Consider the following 24,464-nt stretch of genomic DNA (forward strand, 5'->3'; position numbering starts at 1 on the left):
GGGCGTAGCTCAGTTGGTAGAGCACGGGATTGTGACTCCCGTTGTCGTGGGTTCGATCCCCATCGTCCACCCCATATTTCGAAAGGCGCCAGATGTAACAGTCTGGCGCCTTTGCTTTAAAAAGCTTCATCCGCGGATGTGGTGGAATTGGTAGACACACTGGATTTAGGTTCCAGCGCCGCGAGGCGTAAGAGTTCGAGTCTCTTCATCCGCACCAATCAAAGCTTCATTCATGCCGTTGGCCGGGTGAAGTTCTACAAAGAAGTTGTTTGGCTTCTTTGGCACGCAATATGGTGGGCGTAGCTCAGTTGGTAGAGCACGGGATTGTGACTCCCGTTGTCGTGGGTTCGATCCCCATCGTCCACCCCATATTCCGAAAGGCGCCAGATTTAACAGTCTGGCGCCTTTTTTGTTTTACGGTTTCGGATTTTGGCGGCTGCCGGTTTCGGGTCGCAGGGCAGGGTGCTTCGTCGTATCAATGTTGCTCGATGATGCTGCGCTGCCCGCCGGCCTTGCTTGCGAGGTCGGCTGTCAGGGAGATGACTCAACCGCCTCTATATATAGAAGAGGTTGGCGCAGAGCCCTGGCTTGAATTGGCTGTATTTGCTAACAGGGCGAGGCGCAACCGTTTGTCCCCGCCTTCAAATGGCCTGCTGTTTTTTTACCCGTTTTCAGTAGGGTGACTTCTTGAGTTTGACCTACTAGAATGCTTGCCCTTGATTCTTGGGTCGGAAACGGCCGGCTAACGTCTGTGCAACGAGGAATATCCATGCAAGTTTCTGTTGAAAATACTACTGCTCTTGAGCGCCGCATGAGCATCACCGTGCCGGCTGAGCAGATTGAGAGCCAGGTCAACAAGCGTCTGCAGCAGACTGCCCAGAAAGCCAAAATTGCTGGCTTCCGTCCAGGCAAAGTGCCAATGAGCGAAATCAAACGTCGTTTCGGTGCTGACGCACGTCAGGAAGCGATCGGCGACGTGATTCAAAAATCTTTCTACGAAGCTGTGGTTGAGCAGAAGCTGAACCCGGCCGGTTCGCCATCGATCGAGCCTAAGTCGCTCGAAGCTGGCAAGGACCTGGAATACGTAGCCGTATTCGAAGTGTTCCCTGAGTTCACCGTTGCCGGCTTCGAAGGCATCACCGTTGAGCGCCTGAGCGCTGACGTGGCTGACGCCGATCTGGACAAGATGCTGGACATCCTGCGCAAGCAGAACACCCGTTTTGAAGTGGCCGATCGCGCTGCCCAGAACGAAGACCAGCTGAACATCGATTTCGTTGGCAAGGTTGACGGCGAAGTGTTCGCTGGCGGTTCCGCCAAGGGCACTCAGCTGGTACTGGGTTCCGGCCGCATGATCCCAGGCTTCGAAGAAGGCCTGGTCGGCGCTAAAGCCGGCGAAGAGCGCGTTCTGAACCTGACCTTCCCAGAGGACTATCAGAACCTGGACCTGGCTGGCAAAACCGCTGAGTTCACCGTGACTGTAAACACCGTTTCCGAGCCAAAGCTGCCTGAGCTGAACGAAGAGTTCTTCGCTCAATTCGGCATCAAGGAAAGCGGCATCGACGGTTTCCGCACCGAAGTTCGCAAGAACATGGAGCGTGAACTGCGTCAGGCGATCAAATCCAAGGTCAAGAATCAGGTAATGGACGGTCTGCTGGCTACCAACCCGATCGAAGTGCCTAAGGCTCTGCTGTCCAACGAAGTTGACCGTCTGCGCGTGCAGGCTGTTCAGCAGTTCGGTGGCAACATCAAGCCTGACCAACTGCCGGCCGAGCTGTTCGAAGAACAAGCCAAGCGTCGCGTTGTACTGGGTCTGATCGTGGCTGAAGTGGTCAAGCAGTTCGACCTGAAGCCAGACGAAGCCCGCGTTCGCGAAATGATTCAGGAAATGGCTTCGGCTTACCAAGAGCCTGAGCAGGTCGTGTCCTGGTACTACAAGAACGAGCAGCAACTGAACGAAGTTCGTTCGGTTGTGCTGGAAGAACAAGTTGTGGATACTGTTCTGCAGAAAGCTAGCGTGACCGACAAATCGGTCTCTTACGAAGAAGCGGTCAAGCCGGTAGAAGCTCCAAAAGCCGACTGATTGTTTTTGCGTTAGAAGCACACACCATAAGCCAGCCTTCGAGCTGGCTTATGCGTATTCAAGACATGACTATTTGGGAGTGACTGCAGAGCATGTTCCGTAATTCCTATATTCAGCAGAACTCTGATATCCAGGTCGCCGGCGGCCTGGTCCCGATGGTTGTCGAGCAGTCTGCTCGTGGCGAGCGCGCCTATGACATCTACTCGCGTCTTCTCAAGGAGCGAGTAATTTTTCTGGTGGGTCCTGTAGAGGACTACATGGCCAACCTGATTTGCGCGCAATTGCTGTTCCTTGAAGCGGAAAACCCGGACAAGGACATCCATCTTTACATCAACTCCCCGGGCGGTTCGGTGACAGCGGGCATGTCGATCTACGACACCATGCAGTTCATCAAGCCGAACGTATCGACTACCTGTATCGGTCAGGCGTGCAGCATGGGCGCATTCCTGCTGACGGCCGGTGCACCTGGCAAGCGTTTCTGCCTGCCGAACTCGCGCGTGATGATTCACCAGCCACTGGGCGGTTTCCAGGGCCAGGCATCGGACATCGAAATCCATGCCAAGGAAATCCTCTTCATCCGCGAGCGTCTGAACACGCTGATGGCCAAGCACAGCGGCCGTACGCTTGAAGAAATCGAGCGCGACACCAACCGCGACAACTTCATGAGTGCAGAAGCTGCGAAGGAATACGGTCTGATCGACGAAGTGATCAACCAGCGCCCAGCTTAAAAATAAGCAGCTCAAAATAGGCTTGGTCGGCGCGTCTGATCAGCGGCGGGCTTGAAAAAGCCCGCAATAGCCTTCATCTTGTGTTGCAAGCCTATCGGATTTGGATCGAACGAATGACTGACACCCGCAACGGCGAGGACAACGGCAAGCTGCTCTATTGCTCCTTCTGTGGCAAAAGCCAGCATGAAGTGCGCAAATTGATTGCCGGCCCCTCGGTCTTTATCTGCGACGAGTGCGTCGACCTGTGCAATGACATCATCCGCGAGGAGGTGCAGGAAGCACAGGCCGAAAGCAGCGCGCATAAATTGCCTTCGCCTAAAGAAATCAGCGGCATCCTTGATCAGTATGTAATTGGTCAGGAACGTGCCAAGAAGGTTCTGGCAGTAGCGGTGTACAACCACTACAAGCGTCTGAACCAGCGTGACAAAAAGGCTGACGACGTCGAACTCGGCAAGAGCAACATCCTGCTGATCGGCCCGACAGGCTCCGGTAAAACCCTGCTGGCCGAAACCCTGGCCCGCTTGCTGAACGTTCCGTTCACCATCGCCGACGCAACCACCCTCACCGAGGCGGGTTACGTGGGTGAAGACGTCGAGAACATTATTCAGAAGCTGCTGCAGAAGTGCGATTACGACGTAGAGAAAGCCCAGATGGGCATTGTCTACATCGACGAAATCGACAAGATTTCGCGCAAGTCCGACAACCCGTCGATCACCCGGGATGTTTCCGGTGAAGGCGTGCAGCAGGCCTTGCTCAAACTGATCGAAGGCACGGTCGCTTCCGTTCCGCCGCAAGGTGGCCGCAAGCATCCGCAGCAGGAATTCCTTCAGGTTGATACCCGTAACATTCTGTTCATCTGCGGTGGCGCATTCTCCGGTCTGGAGAAGGTCATTCAGAACCGTTCCACCAAGGGTGGCATCGGTTTCAACGCAGAAGTGCGCAGCAAGGAAGAAGGCAAGAAAGTCGGTGAATCCCTGCGTGAAGTCGAGCCTGACGATCTGGTCAAGTTCGGTCTGATCCCGGAATTCGTCGGTCGTCTGCCGGTCCTCGCGACGCTGGACGAGCTGGATGAGGCTGCTTTGATGCAGATTCTCACCGAGCCGAAAAATGCCCTGACCAAACAGTATGCCAAGCTGTTCGAGATGGAAGGCGTGGATCTGGAATTCCGTTCCGACGCGCTGAAATCGGTCGCCAAGCGTGCCCTGGAACGTAAAACCGGTGCCCGTGGCCTGCGTTCGATTCTCGAAGGTGTGCTGCTCGACACGATGTATGAAATCCCCTCGCAGTCCGAGGTGAGCAAAGTCGTGATCGATGAAAGCGTGATCGAAGGCAAGTCCAAGCCACTGTATATCTACGAAAACAGTGAGCCGGCTGCCAAGGCTGCACCGGACGCGTAAGCGCCCGGTCTGCCGGAACAAAGAAGGGGCCTTCGGGCCTCTTTTTTTTTATGTCGTTTTTTACATCCGCTTTGCGCTTGTTTTTTTTCAAGTCAGCCCCCATCTTGGTTTCAAGCTCAATTCCATCTGATTACGGCCATATGGCCGCCGTAGAGGCGAAATCATGAAGACCACCATCGAATTGCCTCTCCTGCCATTGCGTGATGTCGTTGTGTATCCGCACATGGTTATCCCGCTGTTCGTGGGGCGCGAGAAATCCATCGAAGCCCTCGAGGCCGCGATGACGGGTGACAAGCAGATCCTGCTGTTGGCCCAGAGAAACCCGGCTGATGATGATCCCGGTGAAGAAGCTCTCTATCGCGTAGGTACCATCGCCACTGTTCTGCAGCTGCTGAAACTGCCGGACGGCACCGTCAAGGTGCTGGTCGAAGGCGAGCAGCGTGGCGCTGTCGAGCGCTTCAGCGAAGTCGATGGCCACTGCCGTGCCGAAGTGTCGCTGATCGACGAAGTCGACGCCGCCGAGCGCGAATCCGAAGTGTTCGTGCGCAGCCTGCTGTCTCAGTTCGAGCAATATGTGCAGCTGGGCAAGAAAGTCCCCGCTGAAGTCCTGTCGTCGCTCAACAGCATCGACGAGCCTGGCCGCCTGGTAGACACCATGGCCGCGCACATGGCGCTGAAGATCGAGCAGAAGCAGGAAATCCTCGAAATCATCGATTTGTCGGCCCGGGTCGAGCACGTTTTGGCCTTGCTGGACGCCGAGATCGACCTGCTGCAAGTCGAAAAACGCATTCGTGGCCGCGTCAAAAAGCAAATGGAGCGCAGTCAGCGCGAGTACTACCTGAACGAGCAGATGAAGGCCATTCAGAAAGAACTCGGCGACAGCGACGAAGGCCACAACGAAATCGAAGACCTGAAAAAGCGTATCGACGCTGCCGGTCTGCCGAAAGATGCCCTGGCCAAGGCCACTGCCGAGCTGAACAAGCTCAAGCAGATGTCGCCGATGTCTGCCGAAGCCACCGTGGTGCGCTCGTACATCGACTGGCTGGTTCAGGTGCCGTGGAAGGCCCAGAGCAAGGTACGTCTGGACCTGGCCCGTGCCGAAGACATTCTCGACGCCGATCACTACGGCCTCGAAGAGGTCAAGGAACGCATCCTTGAATACCTCGCCGTGCAGAAGCGCGTGAAGAAAATCCGTGGCCCGGTGTTGTGCCTGGTCGGTCCTCCGGGCGTGGGTAAAACCTCGCTGGCCGAGTCGATCGCCCATGCCACCAACCGCAAATTCGTGCGCATGGCCCTCGGTGGCGTGCGTGATGAAGCGGAAATCCGTGGTCACCGTCGGACCTACATCGGTTCGATGCCAGGAAGATTGATTCAAAAGATGACAAAAGTGGGTGTGCGCAACCCGCTGTTCCTGCTCGATGAAATCGACAAAATGGGCAGCGACATGCGTGGCGACCCGGCGTCGGCGTTGCTGGAAGTGCTCGATCCAGAGCAGAACCACAACTTCAACGACCACTACCTGGAAGTCGATTACGACCTCTCGGACGTGATGTTCCTGTGCACCTCGAACTCGATGAACATTCCGCCAGCGCTGCTGGACCGGATGGAAGTCATTCGTCTGCCGGGCTACACCGAAGACGAGAAGATCAACATCGCGGTCAAGTACCTGTCGCCGAAGCAGATTGCAGCCAACGGCCTGAAGAAGGGCGAGCTGGAATTCGACGAAGAAGCGATCCGCGACATCATCCGTTACTACACCCGCGAAGCCGGTGTGCGTGGCCTCGAGCGGCAGATTGCCAAGGTCTGCCGCAAGGCGGTCAAAGAGCACGCGCTGGAAAAACGCTTCTCGGTAAAAGTGACAGCTGATCTGCTGGAGCATTTCCTCGGCGTTCGCAAGTTCCGCTACGGTCTGGCCGAGCAGCAGGATCAGATCGGTCAAGTGACCGGCCTGGCCTGGACTCAGGTCGGCGGCGAACTGCTGACCATCGAAGCCGCTGTGGTGCCGGGTAAAGGTCAACTGATCAAGACCGGTTCGCTGGGTGATGTAATGGTCGAATCGATCACTGCGGCCCTGACCGTGGTGCGCAGCCGTGCCAAGAGCCTGGGCATTCCCCTGGACTTCCACGAGAAGCGCGACACGCACATCCACATGCCGGAAGGTGCTACGCCGAAAGACGGCCCGAGCGCCGGTGTAGGCATGTGTACAGCGCTGGTGTCGGCGTTGACGGGTATTCCTGTGCGTGCCGATGTCGCCATGACCGGCGAGATCACCCTGCGTGGTCAAGTTCTTGCCATTGGCGGTCTGAAGGAAAAACTGCTGGCCGCTCACCGTGGCGGAATCAAGACAGTGATTATTCCGGAAGAGAACGTGCGCGATCTGAAGGAGATTCCTGACAATATCAAGCAGGATCTGCAGATCAAACCGGTTAAATGGATTGACGAGGTCCTGCAAATTGCGCTGCAATACGCGCCGGAGCCCTTGCCGGATGTGGCTCCGGAGATAGTTGCCAAGGACGAAAAACGTGAGTCTGACTCTAAGGAAAGAATTAGCACGCATTAATACGCTTTTGCCTGGGGGGCTTCCTTGACAGCTTTTTAGAGCCCTTGTTATAAAGCGGCTCTTAAGTGTCTGTAGGCCATTCAGCACTCGTTTTTGCTTTCACCAAAAAACTTAGAATCATACTCAAATAGATATAAGGGGACTTAGAGTGAACAAGTCGGAACTGATTGATGCTATCGCTGCATCCGCTGATATCCCGAAAGCTGCTGCTGGCCGTGCGCTGGACGCTGTAATCGAATCCGTCACTGGCGCTCTCAAGGCTGGCGACTCCGTTGTTCTGGTTGGTTTCGGTACTTTCTCCGTAACTGATCGTCCAGCTCGCATCGGTCGTAACCCACAGACCGGCAAGACTCTGGAAATCGCGGCAGCCAAAAAGCCAGGTTTCAAAGCCGGTAAAGCCCTGAAAGAAGCCGTCAACTAAGTTTGATTCAGGTTTTTACCCATCCGGGTCGGGGTCATGCCTGACTTGGCAGCGGAGCGGTAGAGCAGGCGGTTGGAATAGCTGCCTGTCACACCGGGATCGAGGGTTCGAGCCCTGTCCGCTCCGCCAGTTACGAGAAGGCGCATCCTCGGATGCGCCTTTCTTCTATCCGGATTCTACCCACGCTCCACGGTTGCCTAATTTTGAAGTTCAACCGTTTCTGGGGGACGCATGCTGCAGAATATCAGGGACAATTCACAAGGCTGGATTGCCAAGACCATTATCGGAGTCATCGTTGCACTGATGGCTCTGACCGGTTTCGACGCCATTTTCCAGGCCACGACTCACAAGAATGAGGCGGCCAAGGTCAACGGTGAAGAAATCAGCCAGAACGAGCTGAGCCAGGCGGTGGATATGCAACGCCGTCAGCTGATGCAACAACTGGGCAAGGACTTCGACGCTTCCTTGCTGGACGAAAAAATGCTGCGCGAATCGGCCCTCAAGGGTCTGATCAATCGCAAGCTGCTGCTGCAAGGCGCAGAACAATCGAAATTCGCTTTCTCCGAAGCGGCCCTGGACCAAGTGATCCTGCAGACGCCTGAATTCCAGGTCGACGGCAAGTTCAGCTCCGACCGTTTCGATCAGGTGATCCGTCAACTGGGCTACAGCCGCATGCAGTTCCGCCAGATGCTGGCTCAGGAAATGCTGATCGGCCAACTGCGCGCCGGTGTGGCGGGCAGCGGTTTCGTGACCGACGCTCAGGTGCTGGCCTTCGCCCGTCTGGAAAAACAGACCCGCGATTTCGCCACGCTGAACATCAAGGCTGACCCTTCGGCCGTCAAGCTGACCGATGACGAGGTCAAGGCTTACTACGACGAGCACGCCAAGGAATTCATGACCCCGGATCAAGTGGTCATCGATTACCTGGAGCTGAAGAAGGCTTCGTTCTTCGATCAGGTTGCCGTAAAGGACGAAGACCTGCAGGCGGCGTATCAGAAAGAGATCGCCAACCTGTCGGAACAGCGTCGAGCGGCGCACATTCTGATCGAAGTCAACGACAAGACCACCGAAGCTCAGGCCAAGGCGAAGATCGAAGAAGTCCAGGCGCGTCTGGCCAAGGGCGAGAAATTCGAAGCGCTGGCCAAGGAGTTCTCGCAGGATCCGGGTTCGGCCAACAACGGCGGTGACCTGGGTTATGCCGGTCCTGGCGTTTACGATCCAGCCTTCGAGAAAGCCCTGTACTCGCTGAACAAGGATCAGGTTTCCGAGCCGGTTCGCACCGACTTCGGTTTCCACTTGATCAAGCTGCTGGGTGTCGAGGCGCCTGAAGTGCCGACCCTGGCCAGCCTGAAGGACAAGCTGACCCGCGAGCTGAAAACCCAGCAAGTCGAGCAGCGTTTCGTCGAGGCGACCAAGCAACTGGAAGACTCGTCGTTCGAAGCGTCCGACCTGGCCCAGCCAGCGCAGGACCTGAAACTGACCGTGCACACTTCCAAGCCATTCGGCCGTGAAGGTGGCGAAGGCGTTGCAGCCAACCGTGCTGTAGTGACGGCCGCGTTCAGCACCGAAGTGCTGGAAGAGGGTGCCAACAGCACCGCCATCGAGCTGGATCCGGAAACCGTGATCGTGCTGCGCGCCAAGGAGCACCTCAAGCCTGCTCAATTGCCGCTGGAAAGCGTGGCTGCTGCCATTCGCACCCAGTTGACCAAAGAGCACGCCAGCGCGGCTGCCAAGACCCACGCCGAGCAACTGATCGCGAGTCTGCGTGATGGCAAGACCCCGCTGGACAAGGCGGTGGACGGTCAAAGCTGGAAAGTCACTGAAGCGGCGAACCGCGCTCAGGAAGGCGTTGATCCGGCAGTGCTGCAAGCGTTGTTCCGCATGCCGAAACCGGCTGCCAAGGACAAGCCGACCTTCACCAGCGTGACGCTGGCGGACGGCAGCCTGACCATCGTGCGCCTGAACGGCGTGAACGAAGCGGCGGCTCCGACCGATGAAGAGAAAGCGCAATACCGTCGCTTCCTCGCATCGCGTGTGGGCCAGCAAGACTTCGCGGCGTACCGCAAGCAGCTGGAAGCCGAAGCCGACATCAAGCGTTTCTGATGCTTGGCTGAGCCGCAAGACCCGAGCCCCGGATGAAAATCCGGGGCTTTTTTGTGCGCGCTATCTGGCGTTCGGGAAGCCATGGCTTCGGGCATTGATGGTCGCATACAAGGTCAGCAGCAACAGACCTGCGACCAGCCACGGGTAAGTCCCGACGCCCAGATTGTTCAGCAACAGGCCTCCTGCAAGTCCACCGCCGGCAATGCCGACATTCCACAGGGTCACCAGCATCGATTGCGCGGTGTCGGCAGCCTCCCTGGCGGTTTTCGCCAGGGCCGTCTGCAACAGCGAGGGCATCGCGCCGAACGCCAGACCCCAGACGGCGGTGGCGGTGTAGACCACACCCGGCCATTCGCGCCACAGGCCCAGAGCAATCGCCGACAGCAGGAACAGCGTGGCACTGACCAGTACCAGCTGACGCAGCCAGCGATCAATCAGACTGCCGACGATCCACAGGCTCAATACCGACGCCAGGCCAAACACCAACAACACTCTATCGATTTCTGCGCCAAGTCCCGACGGCTCCAGAAATGGCGCGATGTAGGTGTACAGAAGGTTGTGCGCGACGACGTAGGACAAGGTCACAAACAACACGGATCGCACGCCCGGCAAGGTAAACACCTGGCGCAGTGGCAGGCGTTTGCCGGCGCGTTCACCGGCGAAGTCCGGTACTTGCCAACGCACCCAGATCACCAGCAGCACGGTCAGCCCGGTCATGATCGCGAAGCTCAGGCGCCAACCGACGGCCGTGCCCAGCAAGGTGCCGGCGGGAATGCCCAGTGACAGCGCAAGCGGCGCCCCGAGCATGGCCACCGTAATCGCCCGGCCTTGTAGGTGGGGTGCGACCATCCGGCTCGCGTACCCCGCCAGCAAAGCCCACAGCAGCCCCGCAAACACGCCTGCGATCAAGCGTGCAATCAAAGTCAGCCAGTACAGTTCCGACAACGCAGTGATGCTGTTGGCGATGGCAAACCCACCAATGGCCGACAGCAGCAGCGGACGCCGACGCCAGCCTCGGGTGGCGATGGTGAGAGGAATTGCCGCCAGCATCGAACCAATGGCGTACAGCGTGACCAGTTGCCCGATCAGGGCCTGAGAAACATCAAGCCCAGCACTCATCTGCGGCAGCAGGCCGGCGGGCATCGCCTCGGTCAGCACGGTGATGAATCCGGCGGTGGCCAGTGCGAGCAGTGCGCCCAGCGGTAATCGCTCTGCGGGTTCGACGGTGCCGACGAGCGTGGGGGAAGTGAGTGGCGCATCGTTCATGGGCGGGTTTCCATTTTGCCAAAGGAGACGAAGACCATAGGGTAGGGCGCTGCACATTCGGGAAAAACAGGTTAGGGTTCCGAACATCTCGGACAAGAATGTCGTGAATCAGGGAGGGATGAATGGACAGCCTGGGCAGTATTTCGGTGTTCGTGCAGGTGGCGGAAACCCGCAGTTTTACCGAAGCGGGACGCTTGCAGGGCGTGTCTTCGTCGGCGGTCGGCAAAAGCATCGCCCGCCTGGAAGCGCGGCTCAATGTGCGCTTGTTTCATCGCACCACCCGCAGCATTACGCTGACCAGCGAAGGCGCGCTGTTTCTTGAGCGTTGCCGCAAGATTCTGGCCGAAGTGGAAGCGGCGGAGTTTGAACTGTGTGACGCCGCAGCGGCGCCTCACGGCAAGTTGCGGGTCAGCCTGCCGCAGGTGCATGACCTGGTGATGCCGGTCATGAATGAATTCATGGCGCTGTACCCGCAGATCGAGCTGGATCTGGACCTGACCGATCGCATGGTGGATGTGGTTGAAGAGGGCTTCGATGCGGTGATCCGGACGGGTAAGCCGCGAGACTCGCGATTGATGGCGCGACCGTTGGGCGAGTTTCACATGGTGCTGGTGGCCAGCCCCGCGTATCTGCGCGAGCGCGGCGAACCGCAGACCCCGGCTGATCTGGCGGAGCACGCCTGCTTGCGCCATACGTTTCACGCCACGGGCAAACTGGAGCCCTGGCCGCTGAAGCGCGAGGAGGGCGCGCCCGAGCCGACCTTGCCGACACGTCTGGTCAGTACCTCGATCGAAGCCGTGCGGCATGCGGCGCTGGCGGGGATGGGCATCGCCTGTCTGCCGGACTTCATGATCCATGAAGCGCAGCAACAGGGTCGCCTGCAGCGCGTGCTCGATGAGCATCTTGAGCACGTCGGGCAGTTCTGGGTCCTGTGGCCGTCGAGCCGGCACGCAACCGCCAAATTGCGCGTGTTCATCGATCATTTATCGGCGCGACTTTTTCCTGTCGCCCATGACCGGTAGAGTTGTAACTGTTTTAAGACACTAATCCATACGCCGCGGGACAGCGATCTGTTGCACAATACGCCCCGGACCGTTTTCCCCTCAGGATGTTTAATGTTGAATTCTATTCCCGTGCGTTTTTTCGGGTTGGCGTTGTTGCTGACCGCCGCTGCCGGCTGCTCCAAGGACAAGCCTATCTACGAGCATGAGAATTTCGACGACTCCGGCACCTTTTCGCGCAATTACCCGGTGACCGACACCGCCAGTTGCGAAGCGGCCCGCCGAGCGTTGCTCAGCCAGGGCTACATCATTACCAGCAATGACCCGAAACTGGTCAGCGGGCACAAGAGCTTCCAGCAGACCGGCGAAACCCACCTGGAGATCAGCTTCAACGTGGTGTGCGCCGATGATGGCAGCGCCGGCCATCACGCCACCGTGTTCGCAAACGCCCTGCAGGACCGCTACGCGCTGAAGAAGACCAACAATTCGGCCAGCCTCGGTGTCGGCGTGTTGGGCTCGGTGTCGATGCCGATCGGCTCGTCTGACGATTCGATGGTCAAGGTCGCCAGCGAAACCGTGTCGTCGCAGAAGTTCTACGAGCGCTTCTTCACGCTGGTCGAGCTGTTCCTGCCGGCCGATGCGAAGAAAGCTGCGCACATCACTGAAAAACCGAAGACCGACCTGGGTGTACCGGAAGCGAAGGCGACACCGGCTCCATTGGCTCCAGCCCCAGCGGCTGAACCGACCCCGGCCCCAGTGCCGGCCGCCGAGCCCGCTGCGGCACCGACGCCAGCGCCTGCAGAAGCGACCCCGGCCAGTTCCGAGCCGGTAGCACCGCCGGCCGAAGCCGCGCCGATCACCCCGGCACCGGTTGCCGAGCCTGCGCCTGCGACGGAAACCATCACGCCGCCGGCCAACCCGACGGACATCCCGCCGCCCTCCGAGCCGATTCCGGCCATGCCTGCCTCCGGGCAGTAAACTTCACGCCACGCCTCCGACCCCTGTCGGACGCGTGGCGTTTTGTTGTCTCCCTTGAGCTTCTTCCTGCAAGCCCCGTCGAAAAATTTCCCGCGATAAATTCCTGACCGCCTGCTACGTTTATTTCATGAAGGACGCGTTTCATTTTTCCTTCACACGGGCACTTTATGCTCGAGGCACTGGTCATTTGTTCCAGGCCATTTCAAGCAAGCAGTAGGGGGATTACGCAATGGATGACTATCAAGAAGAACTGCTCGAATTCCAGGCTTACGAACTGGATTCACCAGAGCCTGCGGAAGACGCCACCGAGCTGTGACACGTCAGCCTGTCTTGCGGTGACTGCGGCGAAATTCGCCCGGTGTCTGGCCGTTCCAGCGCTTGAAGGCGCGCTGGAAAGCTTCGGCCGAGGCAAAACCCAGCAGGTAGGCAATTTCACCGAATGCCAGTTCGGTGTCGCGGATGTAGGTCATCGCCAGATCACGGCGGGTGTCATTGAGGATCGCGCGAAACTGCGTGCCTTCCTCGGCCAGCTTTCGCCGTAACGTCCAGGTCGGCAGCTTCAGGCGTGCCGCCACTTCTTCCAGGTCCGGTTCCCGTCCGCCATTGAGCAACGGCCCGAGCAATTGCGTGATGCGTTCGCGCAGGCTGCGGGTGCGTGTCAGTTGTTCCAGCTCCCGTTCACACAAACCGAGCAAATGTTTCCAGGTGCTGGGGCAATGCTCCGGGTTGCGTTGGGCCAGGCTGGTGAGGCTCAGGCGCAGTTGATTGTGTTCGGCGCCGAACTGGATCGGGCATTCGCCGAGCACCGTATAAGCGTCGCGATAATCCGGACTGTCGAATTCGATCTCGATCCGCTCGGCACGCAAGGGCTCAGGGCTGACGCTGGACAACTGATGCAGCCAGCCGGCAATGATCGAATCCACCACAAAGCGGTTGTAGGCGTTGTACGGGCTGATTGAGTAGAAGCGCAGCCACGCACCGCTGGCGTCCTCGTGGAAACTCGACTGGCCGCGATAATTGGAACCGTACAACGGTTCGAAGCGAGTCAGGCAGCGGGCGGCCTCGCGCACGGTCGGCGCCTGCGCGGCGGTCACGCCGGCCAGCCCGGCCTGACTCAATCGACTGAGCCCGCCCATGCGCAAACCCAATGCCGAATCGCCAGTCAGCTGGATCGCGCCATGTCCCAGGCGCATGTAACGCGGGATCGACAGGCGGGCGCCGGCTTCGGCCAGGCGCGCGGCATCCAGGCCATACTGTTCGAGCAAAGGCAGCGGATCGACGTCATGGCTGCGCACGGCATCGGCCAGGCTGTGGACGAAGCCCACCGACAGATCCCCGAGACGCATCGGCTGCGGTTTCATGGGTTACAACCAGAGGTTCAGCAGGCGCGCGCCGCGGGCTTCGCTGTCGGCGAATTGCTGGCCGTTGCTGCTGAGGAAGCTTTGCCCGGAGCTTGGTTTGTCCCAGAACTGCCCGCGCAGGAACACACTCATGCCGGCCAGCGCCTTGCTGGCCGGCGGTTGCGCGGTCAGGGTCAGTTGGTGCCAGGCCTGGCCTTCGCTGACGTCTCCCGGTTTAAGGCTGACCGAGTCCGGCACGCTCAAGCCTTTGTAACCCTTCCACGGTTGATCCCAAACGCCATGACCGACGACGAACGCAGGCACCGCGATGAGCTGCGCGCCTTGCTCGTCGAGTTTGCGGTAGTTGTCCGGATACCAACTGTCGTTGCCGATCAACACGCCTAGGCGTCCGGCCGGAGTGTCGACCACATTGATCCGCGAAGCTTCGCGGGTGCCGGATGGTTCGTCCTGATCGAAGATCGGGCGCATCTGCCGCTGTGGCTGACCGAGCGGGGCGCCGTCCCGGCCAAACACTACGGTGCTGTTGTACAGCGCACCACTGCCGGCCTTGAGTCGGCCATCGGTGATGTTCGGTTCAGGCAATACGATCGAGCCGGCCACCAGGGTGATGTGGAATTCCTTGGCCAGGCCACCGAACAGCGCCTGATAGTCCTTGGCCATGTCCCGGGACTTCATGCGCAAATGTGCGTCATCCAGACGGCTGCTGCCCTTGGCAGTGAGCCAGGCGCGAGCAAATTGCACCGGGTTGCTCGCGGCCAGCCAGTTCATCGCTTCGGCGAGGGTGGCGGCCTGGTACAGCTCGTCTTTCTCGCCGCTGATCATCAGCCAGGTGCCGACATGCTCCGGCAGGATGACCACGGTTTTGTCATTCAACAGCCCCTGATCCTGCGCCTGCTGCAAATAGGCGGCGAGCTTGCGGTGCAGGCGTTCGGGGCTTTGGTAGTCGGTGGGGAACAGCTCGGGCTGGATGCCCAGCAGGTTGCCGCGATCAGCGGGCGTGCCCTGATCGACCGCGAGTTTGATCCGCAGGTCCGACAGGTAATGACCGGCCGGGCGGTCAGCCGCCCACATGGCGTAGAAGGTGAGCGCGGCGATGAGCGCCATGGAAAAAGTCAGGTACAGAAGTTTGCGCATGAAATCCAACAACAACCGGGTACAGGGTGTGCGGACAGGGTAGGGCGCCAGCCCCGGCTTGCCAAGGGGCGCTGCGCATTTGGATCAATAACTTGTCAGTTACGGTCATTGAGTGACAGCGATGCGACTTCTAATCTGTCGAACATGACTGACGGGGGACGCAGAGCTCCCGCATTTTCCGTGATCGCTGCTGTGGAGTTAACGATGACCGCCACTCAATACCCGCACTTGTTGGCCCCGCTGGACCTGGGATTCACCACGTTGCGCAACCGCACCCTGATGGGCTCGATGCACACCGGCCTGGAAGAGAAGCCGGGTGGTTTCGAACGCATGGCGGCGTATTTCGCCGAGCGTGCCCGTGGCGGTGTCGGCCTGATGGTCACTGGCGGTATCGGCCCGAACGACGAGGGCGGCGTGTACTCCGGCGCGGCCAAGCTGACCACCGAAGAAGAGGCGCTCAAGCACCGTATCGTGACGCGCGCCGTGCATGATGCGGGCGGCAAGATCTGCATGCAGATCCTCCACGCCGGCCGTTATGCCTACAGCCCGAAGCAGGTCGCACCGAGCGCCATTCAGGCGCCGATCAACCCGTTCAAGCCCAAAGAGCTGGACGAGGAAGGCATCGAGAAACAGATCAGTGATTTCGTCACCTGCTCGGTACTGGCCCAGACCGCCGAGTACGACGGCGTGGAGATCATGGGCTCGGAAGGTTATTTCATTAACCAGTTCTTGGCGGCCCACACCAACCATCGTACCGACCGCTGGGGCGGCAGCTACGAAAACCGCATGCGCCTGCCGGTGGAAATCGTTCGCCGCGTGCGTGAAGCGGTCGGCCCGAACTTCATCATCATCTTCCGCCTGTCGATGCTCGATCTGGTGGAAGGCGGCAGCACTTGGGAAGAAATCGTCACCCTGGCCAAAGCCATCGAGCAGGCCGGCGCGACCATCATCAACACCGGCATCGGCTGGCACGAAGCGCGGATCCCGACCATCGCCACCAAAGTGCCGCGTGCGGCATTCAGCAAGGTCACGGCCAAGCTGCGTGGCTCGGTGAGCATTCCGCTGATCACTACCAACCGCATCAACACCCCGGAAATCGCCGAGCAGATTCTGGCCGAAGGCGATGCCGACATGGTGTCGATGGCGCGGCCGTTCCTCGCCGACCCGGACTTCGTCAACAAGGCTGCTGAAGGCCGTGCCGACGAAATCAACACCTGCATCGGTTGCAACCAGGCCTGCCTCGATCACACCTTCGGCGGCAAGCTCACCAGCTGCCTGGTCAACCCGCGTGCCTGCCACGAAACCGAGCTCAACTACCTGCCGGTCAAGCAGATCAAGAAGATCGCCGTGGTCGGTGCCGGTCCTGCCGGTCTGTCCGCCGCCACCGTGGCCGCCGAGCGCGGGCATCAGGTGACGCTGTTCGATTCGGCCAGCGAGATCGGTGGCCAGTTCAACGTCGCCAAACGTGTGCCGGGCAAGGAAGAGTTCTACGAAACCCTGCGTTATTTCAAACGCAAACTGCAGACCACTAACGTCGAGGTGTGCCTGAACACCCGCGTCGACGTGGCAAAACTGGTCGAGGGCGGTTACGACGAAGTCATCCTGGCGACCGGCATTGCACCGCGTCTGCCGGCGATTCCGGGTGTAGAGAATGCCAAAGTGCTGAGCTACCTGGATGTGCTGCTTGAGCGCAAACCGGTCGGCAAGCGTGTGGCGGTGATCGGTGCCGGCGGTATCGGTTTCGACGTGTCGGAATTCCTCGTGCATGAGGGTGTGGCTACCAGTCAGGATCGCGCCGCGTTCTGGAAAGAGTGGGGCATCGACACGAATCTGGAAGCCCGTGGTGGCGTGGCCGGGATCAAGGCTGCACCGCACGCACCGGCGCGCGACGTGTTCCTGCTGCAACGCAAGAAATCCAAGGTCGGCGACGGTCTGGGCAAGACCACCGGCTGGATTCACCGTACCGGTCTGAAGAACAAGCAGGTGCAGATGCTCAACAGCGTCGAGTACCTGAAGATCGACGACGAAGGCCTGCACATCCGCATCGGCGAAACCGGCGAGCCGCAAGTGCTGCCGGTGGACAACATCGTCATCTGCGCCGGCCAGGATCCACTGCGTGAGTTGCATGACGGTCTGGTCGAAGCCGGGCAGAACGTGCACCTGATCGGCGGCGCCGATGTGGCGGCCGAACTGGATGCCAAACGTGCGATCAATCAGGGTTCGCGTCTGGCCGCCGAGCTCTGATCCACCCTAGAATGCCGGCTCTTTGCACAGAGCCGGCCTTCATGTTTCTGCCTCATACCGACTGGCTACCTCAAGCCCCCCTCGAACCGCTTGATCTGGACTGGCTCACCACCGCCGGCATTGAAGTCGCGATCCTGCGTCTCGACCGGATCGATCCGCTGATCAGCGGCAACAAGTGGTTCAAACTCGTCGAACATCTCAAAGCCGCCGACCGCGCGGGTGCCGAAGGCATCATCAGCCTGGGCGGTGCGCACTCCAATCATCTGCATGCACTGGCGGCTGCGGGCAAGCGCCTGGGATTTACAACGGTCGGGCTGTTGCGCGGGCATCCGCAGGACACGCCGACGGTGAAGGATCTGCAGGATTTCGGCATGCAACTGCACTGGCTCGGTTACGGCGGTTATCGGGCGCGGCACCAGCCGGGGTTCTGGCAGCCGTGGCTGGCGCAATACCCGATGCTGCATCCGGTGCCCGAAGGGGGCGGTGGTTTGCCGGGGGCGCTGGGGTGCGCGTCATTGAAGGATCAGGTCAGTCAACAACTCGGCAAGCTTGGTTGGGATGACTACCACGGTTGGTGGCTGGCCTGCGGCACGGGAACCACGCTCGCGGGATTGGTGTTGGCCGAGGCAGGAAAACATGCTGTGTACGGCGCAATGGCCGTGCCCGACGATCACGGCGTCGCGGCCAATGTCGAGGCCATTGTCGGTGAGGCCGGGCGCTACGAGCTGATCGACGCCAGCCGTGGCGGTTTCGCCAAGGTCGATCCGGCGCTGCTTGAATTTATCGCGCAAACCGAACAGGCCAGCGGTATTCCCTTCGAACCGCTGTACACCGGCAAGGCCTTGCTGGCGCTCAAACAACAGATCGAGGCGGGCCGCTTCGCTCGGGGTTCACGCTTGATCTTCATCCACACCGGCGGCCTGCAGGGCCGGCGCGGATTCGACGGTTAACCCTGGCTGCGCTTGGGCATCATCCGCAGCAACGTGTTATCGCGCACCACGTAATGATGATAGATCCCTGCCAGCGCATGCAGGCCGATCAGCCAGTAGCCGATGGTGCTGATCAGCACATGCCAGTGCTCGACGTCTTTGGCGAACACCTTGTCTTCACTCACCAGCAACGGCAGGTCGAAACCGTAGAACATCACCTGATGACCCTCGGCGCTGGTGATCAGCCAGCCGAGGATCGGCATGCTGATCATGAACAGGTACAAGGCCCAGTGCATCAGGCGTGCGAGGGTGGTTTGCCACTGTGGCGAGGCCGGAAAGATTTTCGGCGCCGGGCCCAGGCTGCGGGCGAACAGGCGAAACCAGACCAGCACGAACACAGTCAACCCGAGCATGTAATGCACTTCGCGGATCAGCGTGCGGCCACCGCTGCCCTTGGGAAACAGCCCGCGCAATTCCATGCTGGCGTACACCAGCACCAACAGCACCAGCATCAGCCAGTGCAACAGGATCGACACGGTGCTGTAACGGGATTCGGAATTTGTCCACGGCATACGGCGTTCCTCACGGTTCAGGGCTCAAGCGTGCCGTTCTGCGACGGCATGCCTTAACTGTAATCCCCTTTGGCGCGTTTGCCCGAGGCTAAAAAAGCTTTCACTGAGCTGAGTCAGCGATTTGACTGAAAACCCCCATGAAAAAACGCCAGTGTCGTGCAGACACTGGCGTTTTTGTTTGCCGCGATAGACGCAATCAGCTGCTTTGCGGCATCTCGCCGTTGGCCAGGCGCTTGTTGATGTCGGCGATCACTTCCGGCAGATCGCTGATGGTGTCGATCATGTAGTGCGGGCGCGAACCTTCGAACAGCGCGTGAATGCGCTTGCGTTCGCTGGCCAGCGCGTCGCTGCCCAGTGCGCGATAGCCTTCGTAATCCAGGCCAAGCGCGTTGCCGGAACAGATCAGCGCCACGGTCCACATCCCGGCGCGACGGCCTTCGAGAATGCCCGGCACGGTGTCGTCGATCTTCACGCAGGCGGCGACATCGTCGATGCCCAGCGCAATCACGTTGGCCAGCGCTTGTGCAGGCCATGGGCGGCCGTTCGGCACTTCGTCGGTGGCGACGACATGGTCGGCGATGTAGCCGTTGGTGGCGGCCAGTGCCACGACCTTGTCCATCACTTGCTTCGGATAACCCGAGCAGGAACCGATCTTGATCCCTTGCTGACGCAGGTTGGCGATGGTCTCCAGGGCGCCGGGAATCAGCGCCGAGTGCTCGGCGATTTTCTCGATCTGCAGCGGCATGAAGCGGTTGTAGATCGCAGTCACGTCATCGTCGGTCGGGGTGCGGCCGAACGCCTTGCGATAGCGCTCGGCAACCTGCGGCTGATCGCACAGGGTGCGGATGTGATCCCATTTGCCCATGCCCATCGGGCCTCGGGCCTCTTCGATGGAGACCTGGACGTCGAACTCGGCGAAGGCTTCGACAAAGATCTGGGTCGGTGCGAAAGAACCGAAGTCGACCACGGTGCCGGCCCAGTCGAGGATGGCGGCTTGCAGCTGGGTTGGGTTGTTGTAGTTCATGTTGGTCAGAATCCTGTATTGGCAATGCAATTCAAATGAGGGAGCGGGCCGGGTGAATCAGATGTCGAGCACTTCCATTTCGCGCAGCACTTCACCCACCGCCGCGACGGCTTCGCGCATCTGCGCCGGGGTGACGTGGCCGATGCAGCCGACGCGGAAGGTTTCGACCTGGGTCAGCTTGCCGGGGTAGAGGATGTAACCCTTGGCCTTGACCCGTTCGTAGAAGTCCTTGAACTGGTAGCGCGGATCTTTCGGTGCGTGGAAGGTCGCGATGATCGGCGCCTGTATCGCGGCGGGCAGGAAACTGCGCAAGCCGAGTTTGCCCATCTCTTCCATCAGCGCCTGGCAGTTGGCGGCGTAGCGCGCATGTCGCGCCGGCAGACCGCCTTCTTCGTTGTATTGCAGCAGGGCTTCGTGCAGCGCGGCGACCACGTGGGTCGGCGGGGTGAAGCGCCACTGGCCGGTCTTCTTCATGTAGCTGTGCTGGTCGAACAGGTCCATCGCCAGCGAATGGGAGTTGCCGGCGGCAGCGGCCAGGGATTCCTTGCGGGCAAACACGAAGCCCATGCCCGGCACGCCTTCCAGGCATTTGCCGGAGGCGGCGATCAGCGCGTCGAAAGGGACTTTTTGCGCATCCACCGGCAACGCGCCGAACGAGCTCATGGCATCAATGATCAGGCGTTTGCCGTGTTGCTCGACGACCTGAGCGATCTCCGGCAGCGGATTGAGGATGCCGGTGCTGGTTTCGCAGTGGATCAGCGCGACGTGGGTAATGCCGCTGTCGGCGCGCAGCAGGCGGTCGACGTCGGCGGCGGTGGTCGGCTCATCTTCAGCGGTTTCAAAGGTGCTGAACGAGCGGCCCAGCACTTCGCAGATTTTCGCCAGACGCTTGCCGTAGGCGCCGTTGATCAGCACCAGCACCTTGCCGTCACGAGGGACGAGGGTGCCGATCGCGGCTTCGACGGCGAAGGTGCCGCTGCCCTGCAACGGTACGCAATGGTGGGTGGCGGCGCCGTTGAGGATGGCCAGCAGTTGTTCGCACAGGCTGGCGGTCAATTGGTTGAAGCGGTCATCCCATGAACCCCAGTCGACCATCATCGCCTGGCGGGTGCGGGCCGAGGTGGTCAACGGGCCGGGAGTGAGCAGGATGGGTGCGGCAGTACTCATTCGTGTGTCCTCGCGATAGCGCTGTGGGATGAAGCTACGGGGCATACGTTGCAATTCGGCGGATCATCAATCAAATTGTTTGTTGTTATGCCAGCCATCAGTGAGGGTTATTCATGAACCTGTTCCAGCTCCGCGCCTTCGACGCCGTGGCCCGGGAAGGCAGCTTCACCCGTGCCGCCGCACGCTTGTTCATCAGCCAGCCGGCGGTCACCGGGCACATCAAGGCGCTGGAGGAGCATTACCAGATCACGCTGTTGCGACGGACGGCGCGTCGGGTCGAGCTGACCGAGGAGGGCATCAAACTGGCGGCGATCACCCGGGCGATGTTCGGCATGGCCGAAGAGGCGCAGGCGTTGCTTGAGGCTAATCGGCAATTGCTGACCGGACGCCTTGAGGTCGCGGCGGACGGCCCGCACATGGTCATGCCGATGCTCGCCAGCCTGCGGGCGCGCTATCCGGGGATCACGGTGAATCTGCGATTGGGCAATGCTCAGGAAACGTTGGCGGCGTTGTTGTCCGAGCATGCCGATGTGGCGGTGCTGACCGAGGTGGAACCGCGCAAGGGCCTGCACCTGCAAGCGTTGAGTGAATCGCGGATCTGCGCGCTTGTGCCGGCCGCGCATCCGTGGGCGGCACGTACCGGCGAGGTCAGGCTCAAGGAGCTGGATCAGGTGATCATGGTGTTGCGTGAACCGAGTTCGATTACCCGGCGCACGTTTGATCAGGCCTGTGCGCAGGCTTCGGTCAGCCCACGGGTGTTGCTTGAACTGGACAGTCGCGAGGCGGTGACGGAAGCAGTGGCGGCGGAACTGGGTGTCGGCGTGGTGTCATCGGTGGAGGTCAGTCATGACCCCCGTGTCGTCGCGATTCCCATTGCGGGAGACGGGCTGGTGAACCGGCACATGATCGGCTGCGTGGAGCGGCGGCGGGAGTTGCGCTTGATTCAGGCGTTTTTCGGGTTGGCGCCGGTCTGAACAAGGCTTTCGCGCACCATCTCGAGAAACGTCGCCACCACCCGCCGCGAACTCTGCTCGCGCAGGCACACCAGCGTCTCGGTCAACCTCCGGGTGCAATCGATAATCGGCAGCGCGCAAACCCGTGAGTCCGCACCAAACTCCGCCGCCGACACCACACCCACGCCAATCCCCACCACCACTGCTTCCCGCGCCGCTTCCCGGCCTTCGACCTGGATCGCCGGGCGGATGCGGAAACCGGCGCGGGCCATTTCTTCTTCCAGGGTCTGGCGGGTCACCGAGCCGTGTTCTCGCAGCACCAGCGGCGTGTCGTCCAGATCTTCCAGGCAGATCGATTCACGCTCGGCCCACGGATGATGGCGCGAGACGAACGCCACCATCGGATCGTTGCGCAGCGGCACGCACAACAAACGTTCATCGCTGACATCACGTCCGAGCAACGCCAGATCAGCCTGATAGTTGAACAGCCGAAACAGCGATTCATCGGTGTTACCGGTTTCGATCTTCACGCTGATCCCCGGATAGCGCTCACAAAACCGGGCGATCTGCGGCAACACGTGCACCGGCGCATCGACCGCCAGAATCAGGCTGCCGGTCTGCAAGGCCTGGGATTCCTGCAACAACTCCTGGGCTTCGGCCTCGACCACGAACAGACGCTGGGTGATTGCCAGCAAGCGTTCGCCGAGATCCGTCAGGCGCACCGAGCGCTTGTTGCGGTGGAACAGCAACACACCGAAGCGTTCTTCCAGCTTGCGCACCTGGTCGGAAATCGCCGGTTGCGTCAGATAAAGCCGCTCGGCGGCCTTGGTGAAGCTTCCGTGCACGGCCACGGCGTGAAAGGCTTTGAGCTGGGCGTGGGAAACAGACATTTCTAACTCCAGTAACAAGCTGAGCTTATGTGTGAAATACGATAAATCGATTTTATTTATTAAACAGTAATTGCTTTGATCGGCTCACGCCAACGCTGACTGCCCGGTCGGGCAGCGACGCTGGCCATGAGCCTGTGCGTGCAACACCAGGACTCATCTGACCGGTATCGCCGAAGGGACGGGGTGATATCGCAGTGCTCAACAATAAAAAACACAGGCGTTTACTCATCGATTCTGCCGGCACACTCACACCCTGAGGTCAGAACCACAATGAACAAGCACATCGGCACCATTGCGCGTTGGCGCATGCAGATCTTCGCTGTCACCTGGCTCGCTTACGCCGCGTTCTATTTCACCCGCAAAGCTTTTTCGGTGGCCAAACTGGGCATCGCCGAAGACCCCAGCTTCACCCTCGACAAAATGGCCATGGCCAACCTCGACGCGATTTACCTGGCGGCCTACGCCATCGGCCAGTTCACCTGGGGCATGCTCGCCGACCGCTTCGGCCCAAGGGTCGTGGTACTGGGCGGTTTGCTGATTTCCGCCGCTGCGGCGCTGGTGATGGGCAGCTTCGCGACCTTGCCGATCTTCGCCACCTGCATGCTGATTCAGGGGCTGGCGCAGTCCACCGGCTGGTCGGGGCTGTGCAAGAACCTCGGCAGTTTCTTCCCCTCCGAACAACGCGGGCGAGTGCTCGGGTTGTGGAGTTCCTGCTATGCATTCGGCGGGCTGGTGGCGTCGCCGTTCGCCGGCTGGTGGGCGTACACGCTGATTGGATCGTGGCACGCGGCGTTTATTTCCAGTGCGGCAGTGGTCGCGGTGGTGGCGGTGTTGTTCTTCATCTTCCAGCGCGACAAACCGGAAGATGTCGGCCTGCCCGCCGTGGAGCCGGAGCCGGTCATCAGCGCCGAAGAGGCCGAAGCCAACAGCAAACTCAGCGTCTGGGAACCGCTCAAGGAAATCCTGCGTAACCGTACGGTGCTGGTGCTGGGTCTGGCGTATTTCCTGCTGAAACCGGCGCGTTACGCGATTCTGCTGTGGGGCCCGGTGATCGTGTTCGAACAGATGCCCTCGGTCGGCAAGGTCGGTGCGGCGATCATTCCCACCGCGTTTGAACTGGCCGGGCTGCTGGGCCCGATCATGATCGGCCTGGCCTCGGACAAACTGTTCGGTGCCCGACGCATGCCTGCCTGCGTGTTGAGTCTGCTGGCGCTGACCGTGACCCTCGCGCTGTTCATGGGCGCCTTACACACCGGCAGCGTGATGTTGGTGGTCGCACTGTTGTTCGTGATGGGCCTGACCCTGTACGGCCCGGACTCGATGATCAGCGGCGCGGCAGCGATTGATTTCGGCAAGGCCAAGGCCGGCGCCACGGCGGCGGGATTCGTCAACGGCTGCGGCTCGGTCGGTGCGGTGCTCGGTGGTTTGCTGCCGGGCTACTTCGACTCGGTGACCGTGTTCATCGTGTTCGCCGGTTGCGCACTGTTTTCGGCGCTGGTGCTGATTCCGCACTGGAACAGCCGCCCGGTCGGCGTCATGGAACCACGTGCCTATGTGCCCAATCGCGCCCTGACCATCAAACCCCTGCGTAACTGAATAAACCCTGCCTCGCGGCCTGCTGCGGCACTCGCGGCAGGCTGTGCCGTGGCCGACTGA

Annotated in this window: 19 protein-coding genes and 2 tRNA genes; 14 read left to right on the top strand and 7 right to left on the bottom strand. The window is 60.2% G+C overall.

Translation table 11 applies throughout. From position 1 onward, the window contains the following. Positions 1 to 132 precede the first annotated feature (132 nt). The 8 genes from AC1RT4_RS01025 to AC1RT4_RS01060 all read left to right on the top strand — a co-directional run bounded on the left by AC1RT4_RS01025 (position 133) and on the right by AC1RT4_RS01060 (position 9,289). A tRNA-Leu gene (locus tag AC1RT4_RS01025) sits at positions 133 to 217 on the top strand. Between the two features lie 76 nt (positions 218 to 293). Further along, positions 294 to 369: transfer RNA gene (locus tag AC1RT4_RS01030), tRNA-His, on the top strand. 400 nt (positions 370 to 769) lie between these two features. Then, entirely contained in the window at positions 770 to 2,080 is a 1,311-nt protein-coding gene (gene tig, locus AC1RT4_RS01035; protein WP_045121656.1) for a trigger factor, read from the top strand. 92 nt (positions 2,081 to 2,172) lie between these two features. Further along, complete coding sequence (gene clpP, locus AC1RT4_RS01040; RefSeq protein WP_493082977.1) at positions 2,173 to 2,808, top strand: ATP-dependent Clp endopeptidase proteolytic subunit ClpP; 636 nt, start codon at positions 2,173 to 2,175, stop codon at positions 2,806 to 2,808. Positions 2,809 to 2,921: 113 nt separating this feature from the next. After that, positions 2,922 to 4,205 carry an ATP-dependent Clp protease ATP-binding subunit ClpX gene (clpX, locus tag AC1RT4_RS01045; RefSeq protein ID WP_007951558.1) on the top strand — a complete coding sequence of 428 codons (1,284 nt, stop codon included), beginning with the start codon at positions 2,922 to 2,924 and terminating at the stop codon, positions 4,203 to 4,205. A gap of 163 nt (positions 4,206 to 4,368) precedes the next feature. After that, positions 4,369 to 6,765 (top strand): endopeptidase La, encoded by a 2,397-nt coding sequence (lon, locus tag AC1RT4_RS01050; protein WP_007951557.1) that lies wholly within the window; start codon positions 4,369 to 4,371, stop codon positions 6,763 to 6,765. A 148-nt stretch (positions 6,766 to 6,913) separates the two neighbouring features. Further along, positions 6,914 to 7,186, top strand: coding sequence for an HU family DNA-binding protein (locus AC1RT4_RS01055; RefSeq protein ID WP_002552737.1), 273 nt, complete (start codon positions 6,914 to 6,916; stop codon positions 7,184 to 7,186). 231 nt (positions 7,187 to 7,417) lie between these two features. Then, a complete protein-coding gene (locus AC1RT4_RS01060) occupies positions 7,418 to 9,289 on the top strand; it encodes a SurA N-terminal domain-containing protein (protein ID WP_493082979.1) in 1,872 nt (623 codons plus the stop codon). A gap of 60 nt (positions 9,290 to 9,349) precedes the next feature. Here the strand turns inward: AC1RT4_RS01060 and AC1RT4_RS01065 are convergent, their stop codons facing one another. After that, positions 9,350 to 10,555, bottom strand: a complete 1,206-nt coding sequence (locus tag AC1RT4_RS01065) for an MFS transporter (RefSeq protein WP_493082981.1) — start codon at positions 10,553 to 10,555, stop codon at positions 9,350 to 9,352. A gap of 122 nt (positions 10,556 to 10,677) precedes the next feature. Here AC1RT4_RS01065 and AC1RT4_RS01070 point away from each other — a divergent pair, with 122 nt between their 5' ends. Next, positions 10,678 to 11,577 (top strand): LysR family transcriptional regulator, encoded by a 900-nt coding sequence (locus AC1RT4_RS01070; protein ID WP_493082983.1) that lies wholly within the window; start codon positions 10,678 to 10,680, stop codon positions 11,575 to 11,577. A 93-nt stretch (positions 11,578 to 11,670) separates the two neighbouring features. Next, positions 11,671 to 12,534, top strand: coding sequence for a DUF2242 domain-containing protein (locus AC1RT4_RS01075; protein WP_493082985.1), 864 nt, complete (start codon positions 11,671 to 11,673; stop codon positions 12,532 to 12,534). Positions 12,535 to 12,854: 320 nt separating this feature from the next. Here the strand turns inward: AC1RT4_RS01075 and AC1RT4_RS01080 are convergent, their stop codons facing one another. Together AC1RT4_RS01080 and AC1RT4_RS01085 are read right to left on the bottom strand one after the other, a co-directional pair. Next, positions 12,855 to 13,895, bottom strand: coding sequence for an AraC family transcriptional regulator (locus AC1RT4_RS01080; RefSeq protein WP_493082987.1), 1,041 nt, complete (start codon positions 13,893 to 13,895; stop codon positions 12,855 to 12,857). Between the two features lie 3 nt (positions 13,896 to 13,898). After that, complete coding sequence (locus AC1RT4_RS01085; protein WP_493082989.1) at positions 13,899 to 15,029, bottom strand: nitrilase-related carbon-nitrogen hydrolase; 1,131 nt, start codon at positions 15,027 to 15,029, stop codon at positions 13,899 to 13,901. A 204-nt stretch (positions 15,030 to 15,233) separates the two neighbouring features. Here AC1RT4_RS01085 and AC1RT4_RS01090 point away from each other — a divergent pair, with 204 nt between their 5' ends. After that, a complete protein-coding gene (locus tag AC1RT4_RS01090; RefSeq protein WP_493082991.1) occupies positions 15,234 to 17,273 on the top strand; it encodes a 2,4-dienoyl-CoA reductase FMN-binding domain-containing protein in 2,040 nt (679 codons plus the stop codon). Positions 17,274 to 17,314: 41 nt separating this feature from the next. Continuing rightward, a complete protein-coding gene (locus tag AC1RT4_RS01095) occupies positions 17,315 to 18,223 on the top strand; it encodes a 1-aminocyclopropane-1-carboxylate deaminase/D-cysteine desulfhydrase (RefSeq protein WP_493082993.1) in 909 nt (302 codons plus the stop codon). On the opposite strand, the gene AC1RT4_RS01100 is transcribed toward AC1RT4_RS01095, so the two are convergent. The 3 genes from AC1RT4_RS01100 to AC1RT4_RS01110 all read right to left on the bottom strand — a co-directional run bounded on the left by AC1RT4_RS01100 (position 18,220) and on the right by AC1RT4_RS01110 (position 20,965). Continuing rightward, a complete protein-coding gene (locus AC1RT4_RS01100) occupies positions 18,220 to 18,774 on the bottom strand; it encodes a cytochrome b (protein WP_064597845.1) in 555 nt (184 codons plus the stop codon). The two genes, AC1RT4_RS01095 and AC1RT4_RS01100, sit on opposite strands and share 4 nt — an antisense overlap. Before the next feature lie 196 nt (positions 18,775 to 18,970). Further along, positions 18,971 to 19,798 carry a phosphonoacetaldehyde hydrolase gene (gene phnX, locus AC1RT4_RS01105; RefSeq protein WP_007951546.1) on the bottom strand — a complete coding sequence of 276 codons (828 nt, stop codon included), beginning with the start codon at positions 19,796 to 19,798 and terminating at the stop codon, positions 18,971 to 18,973. A 57-nt stretch (positions 19,799 to 19,855) separates the two neighbouring features. Further along, positions 19,856 to 20,965, bottom strand: a complete 1,110-nt coding sequence (locus AC1RT4_RS01110) for a 2-aminoethylphosphonate--pyruvate transaminase (protein WP_493082996.1) — start codon at positions 20,963 to 20,965, stop codon at positions 19,856 to 19,858. A 113-nt stretch (positions 20,966 to 21,078) separates the two neighbouring features. Between AC1RT4_RS01110 and AC1RT4_RS01115 the strand changes: the two genes are divergently transcribed. Beyond that, positions 21,079 to 21,939 (top strand): LysR substrate-binding domain-containing protein, encoded by an 861-nt coding sequence (locus AC1RT4_RS01115; RefSeq protein ID WP_493082998.1) that lies wholly within the window; start codon positions 21,079 to 21,081, stop codon positions 21,937 to 21,939. Here the strand turns inward: AC1RT4_RS01115 and AC1RT4_RS01120 are convergent. Next, positions 21,909 to 22,808 carry a LysR family transcriptional regulator gene (locus AC1RT4_RS01120; protein ID WP_493083000.1) on the bottom strand — a complete coding sequence of 300 codons (900 nt, stop codon included), beginning with the start codon at positions 22,806 to 22,808 and terminating at the stop codon, positions 21,909 to 21,911. The two genes, AC1RT4_RS01115 and AC1RT4_RS01120, sit on opposite strands and share 31 nt — an antisense overlap. A gap of 270 nt (positions 22,809 to 23,078) precedes the next feature. Here AC1RT4_RS01120 and AC1RT4_RS01125 point away from each other — a divergent pair, with 270 nt between their 5' ends. Further along, entirely contained in the window at positions 23,079 to 24,404 is a 1,326-nt protein-coding gene (locus tag AC1RT4_RS01125) for an MFS transporter (RefSeq protein ID WP_007951542.1), read from the top strand. The last annotated feature ends 60 nt before the right edge of the window (positions 24,405 to 24,464 follow it).

The organism is Pseudomonas sp. GW821-FHT11D10 (assembly GCF_058808435.1).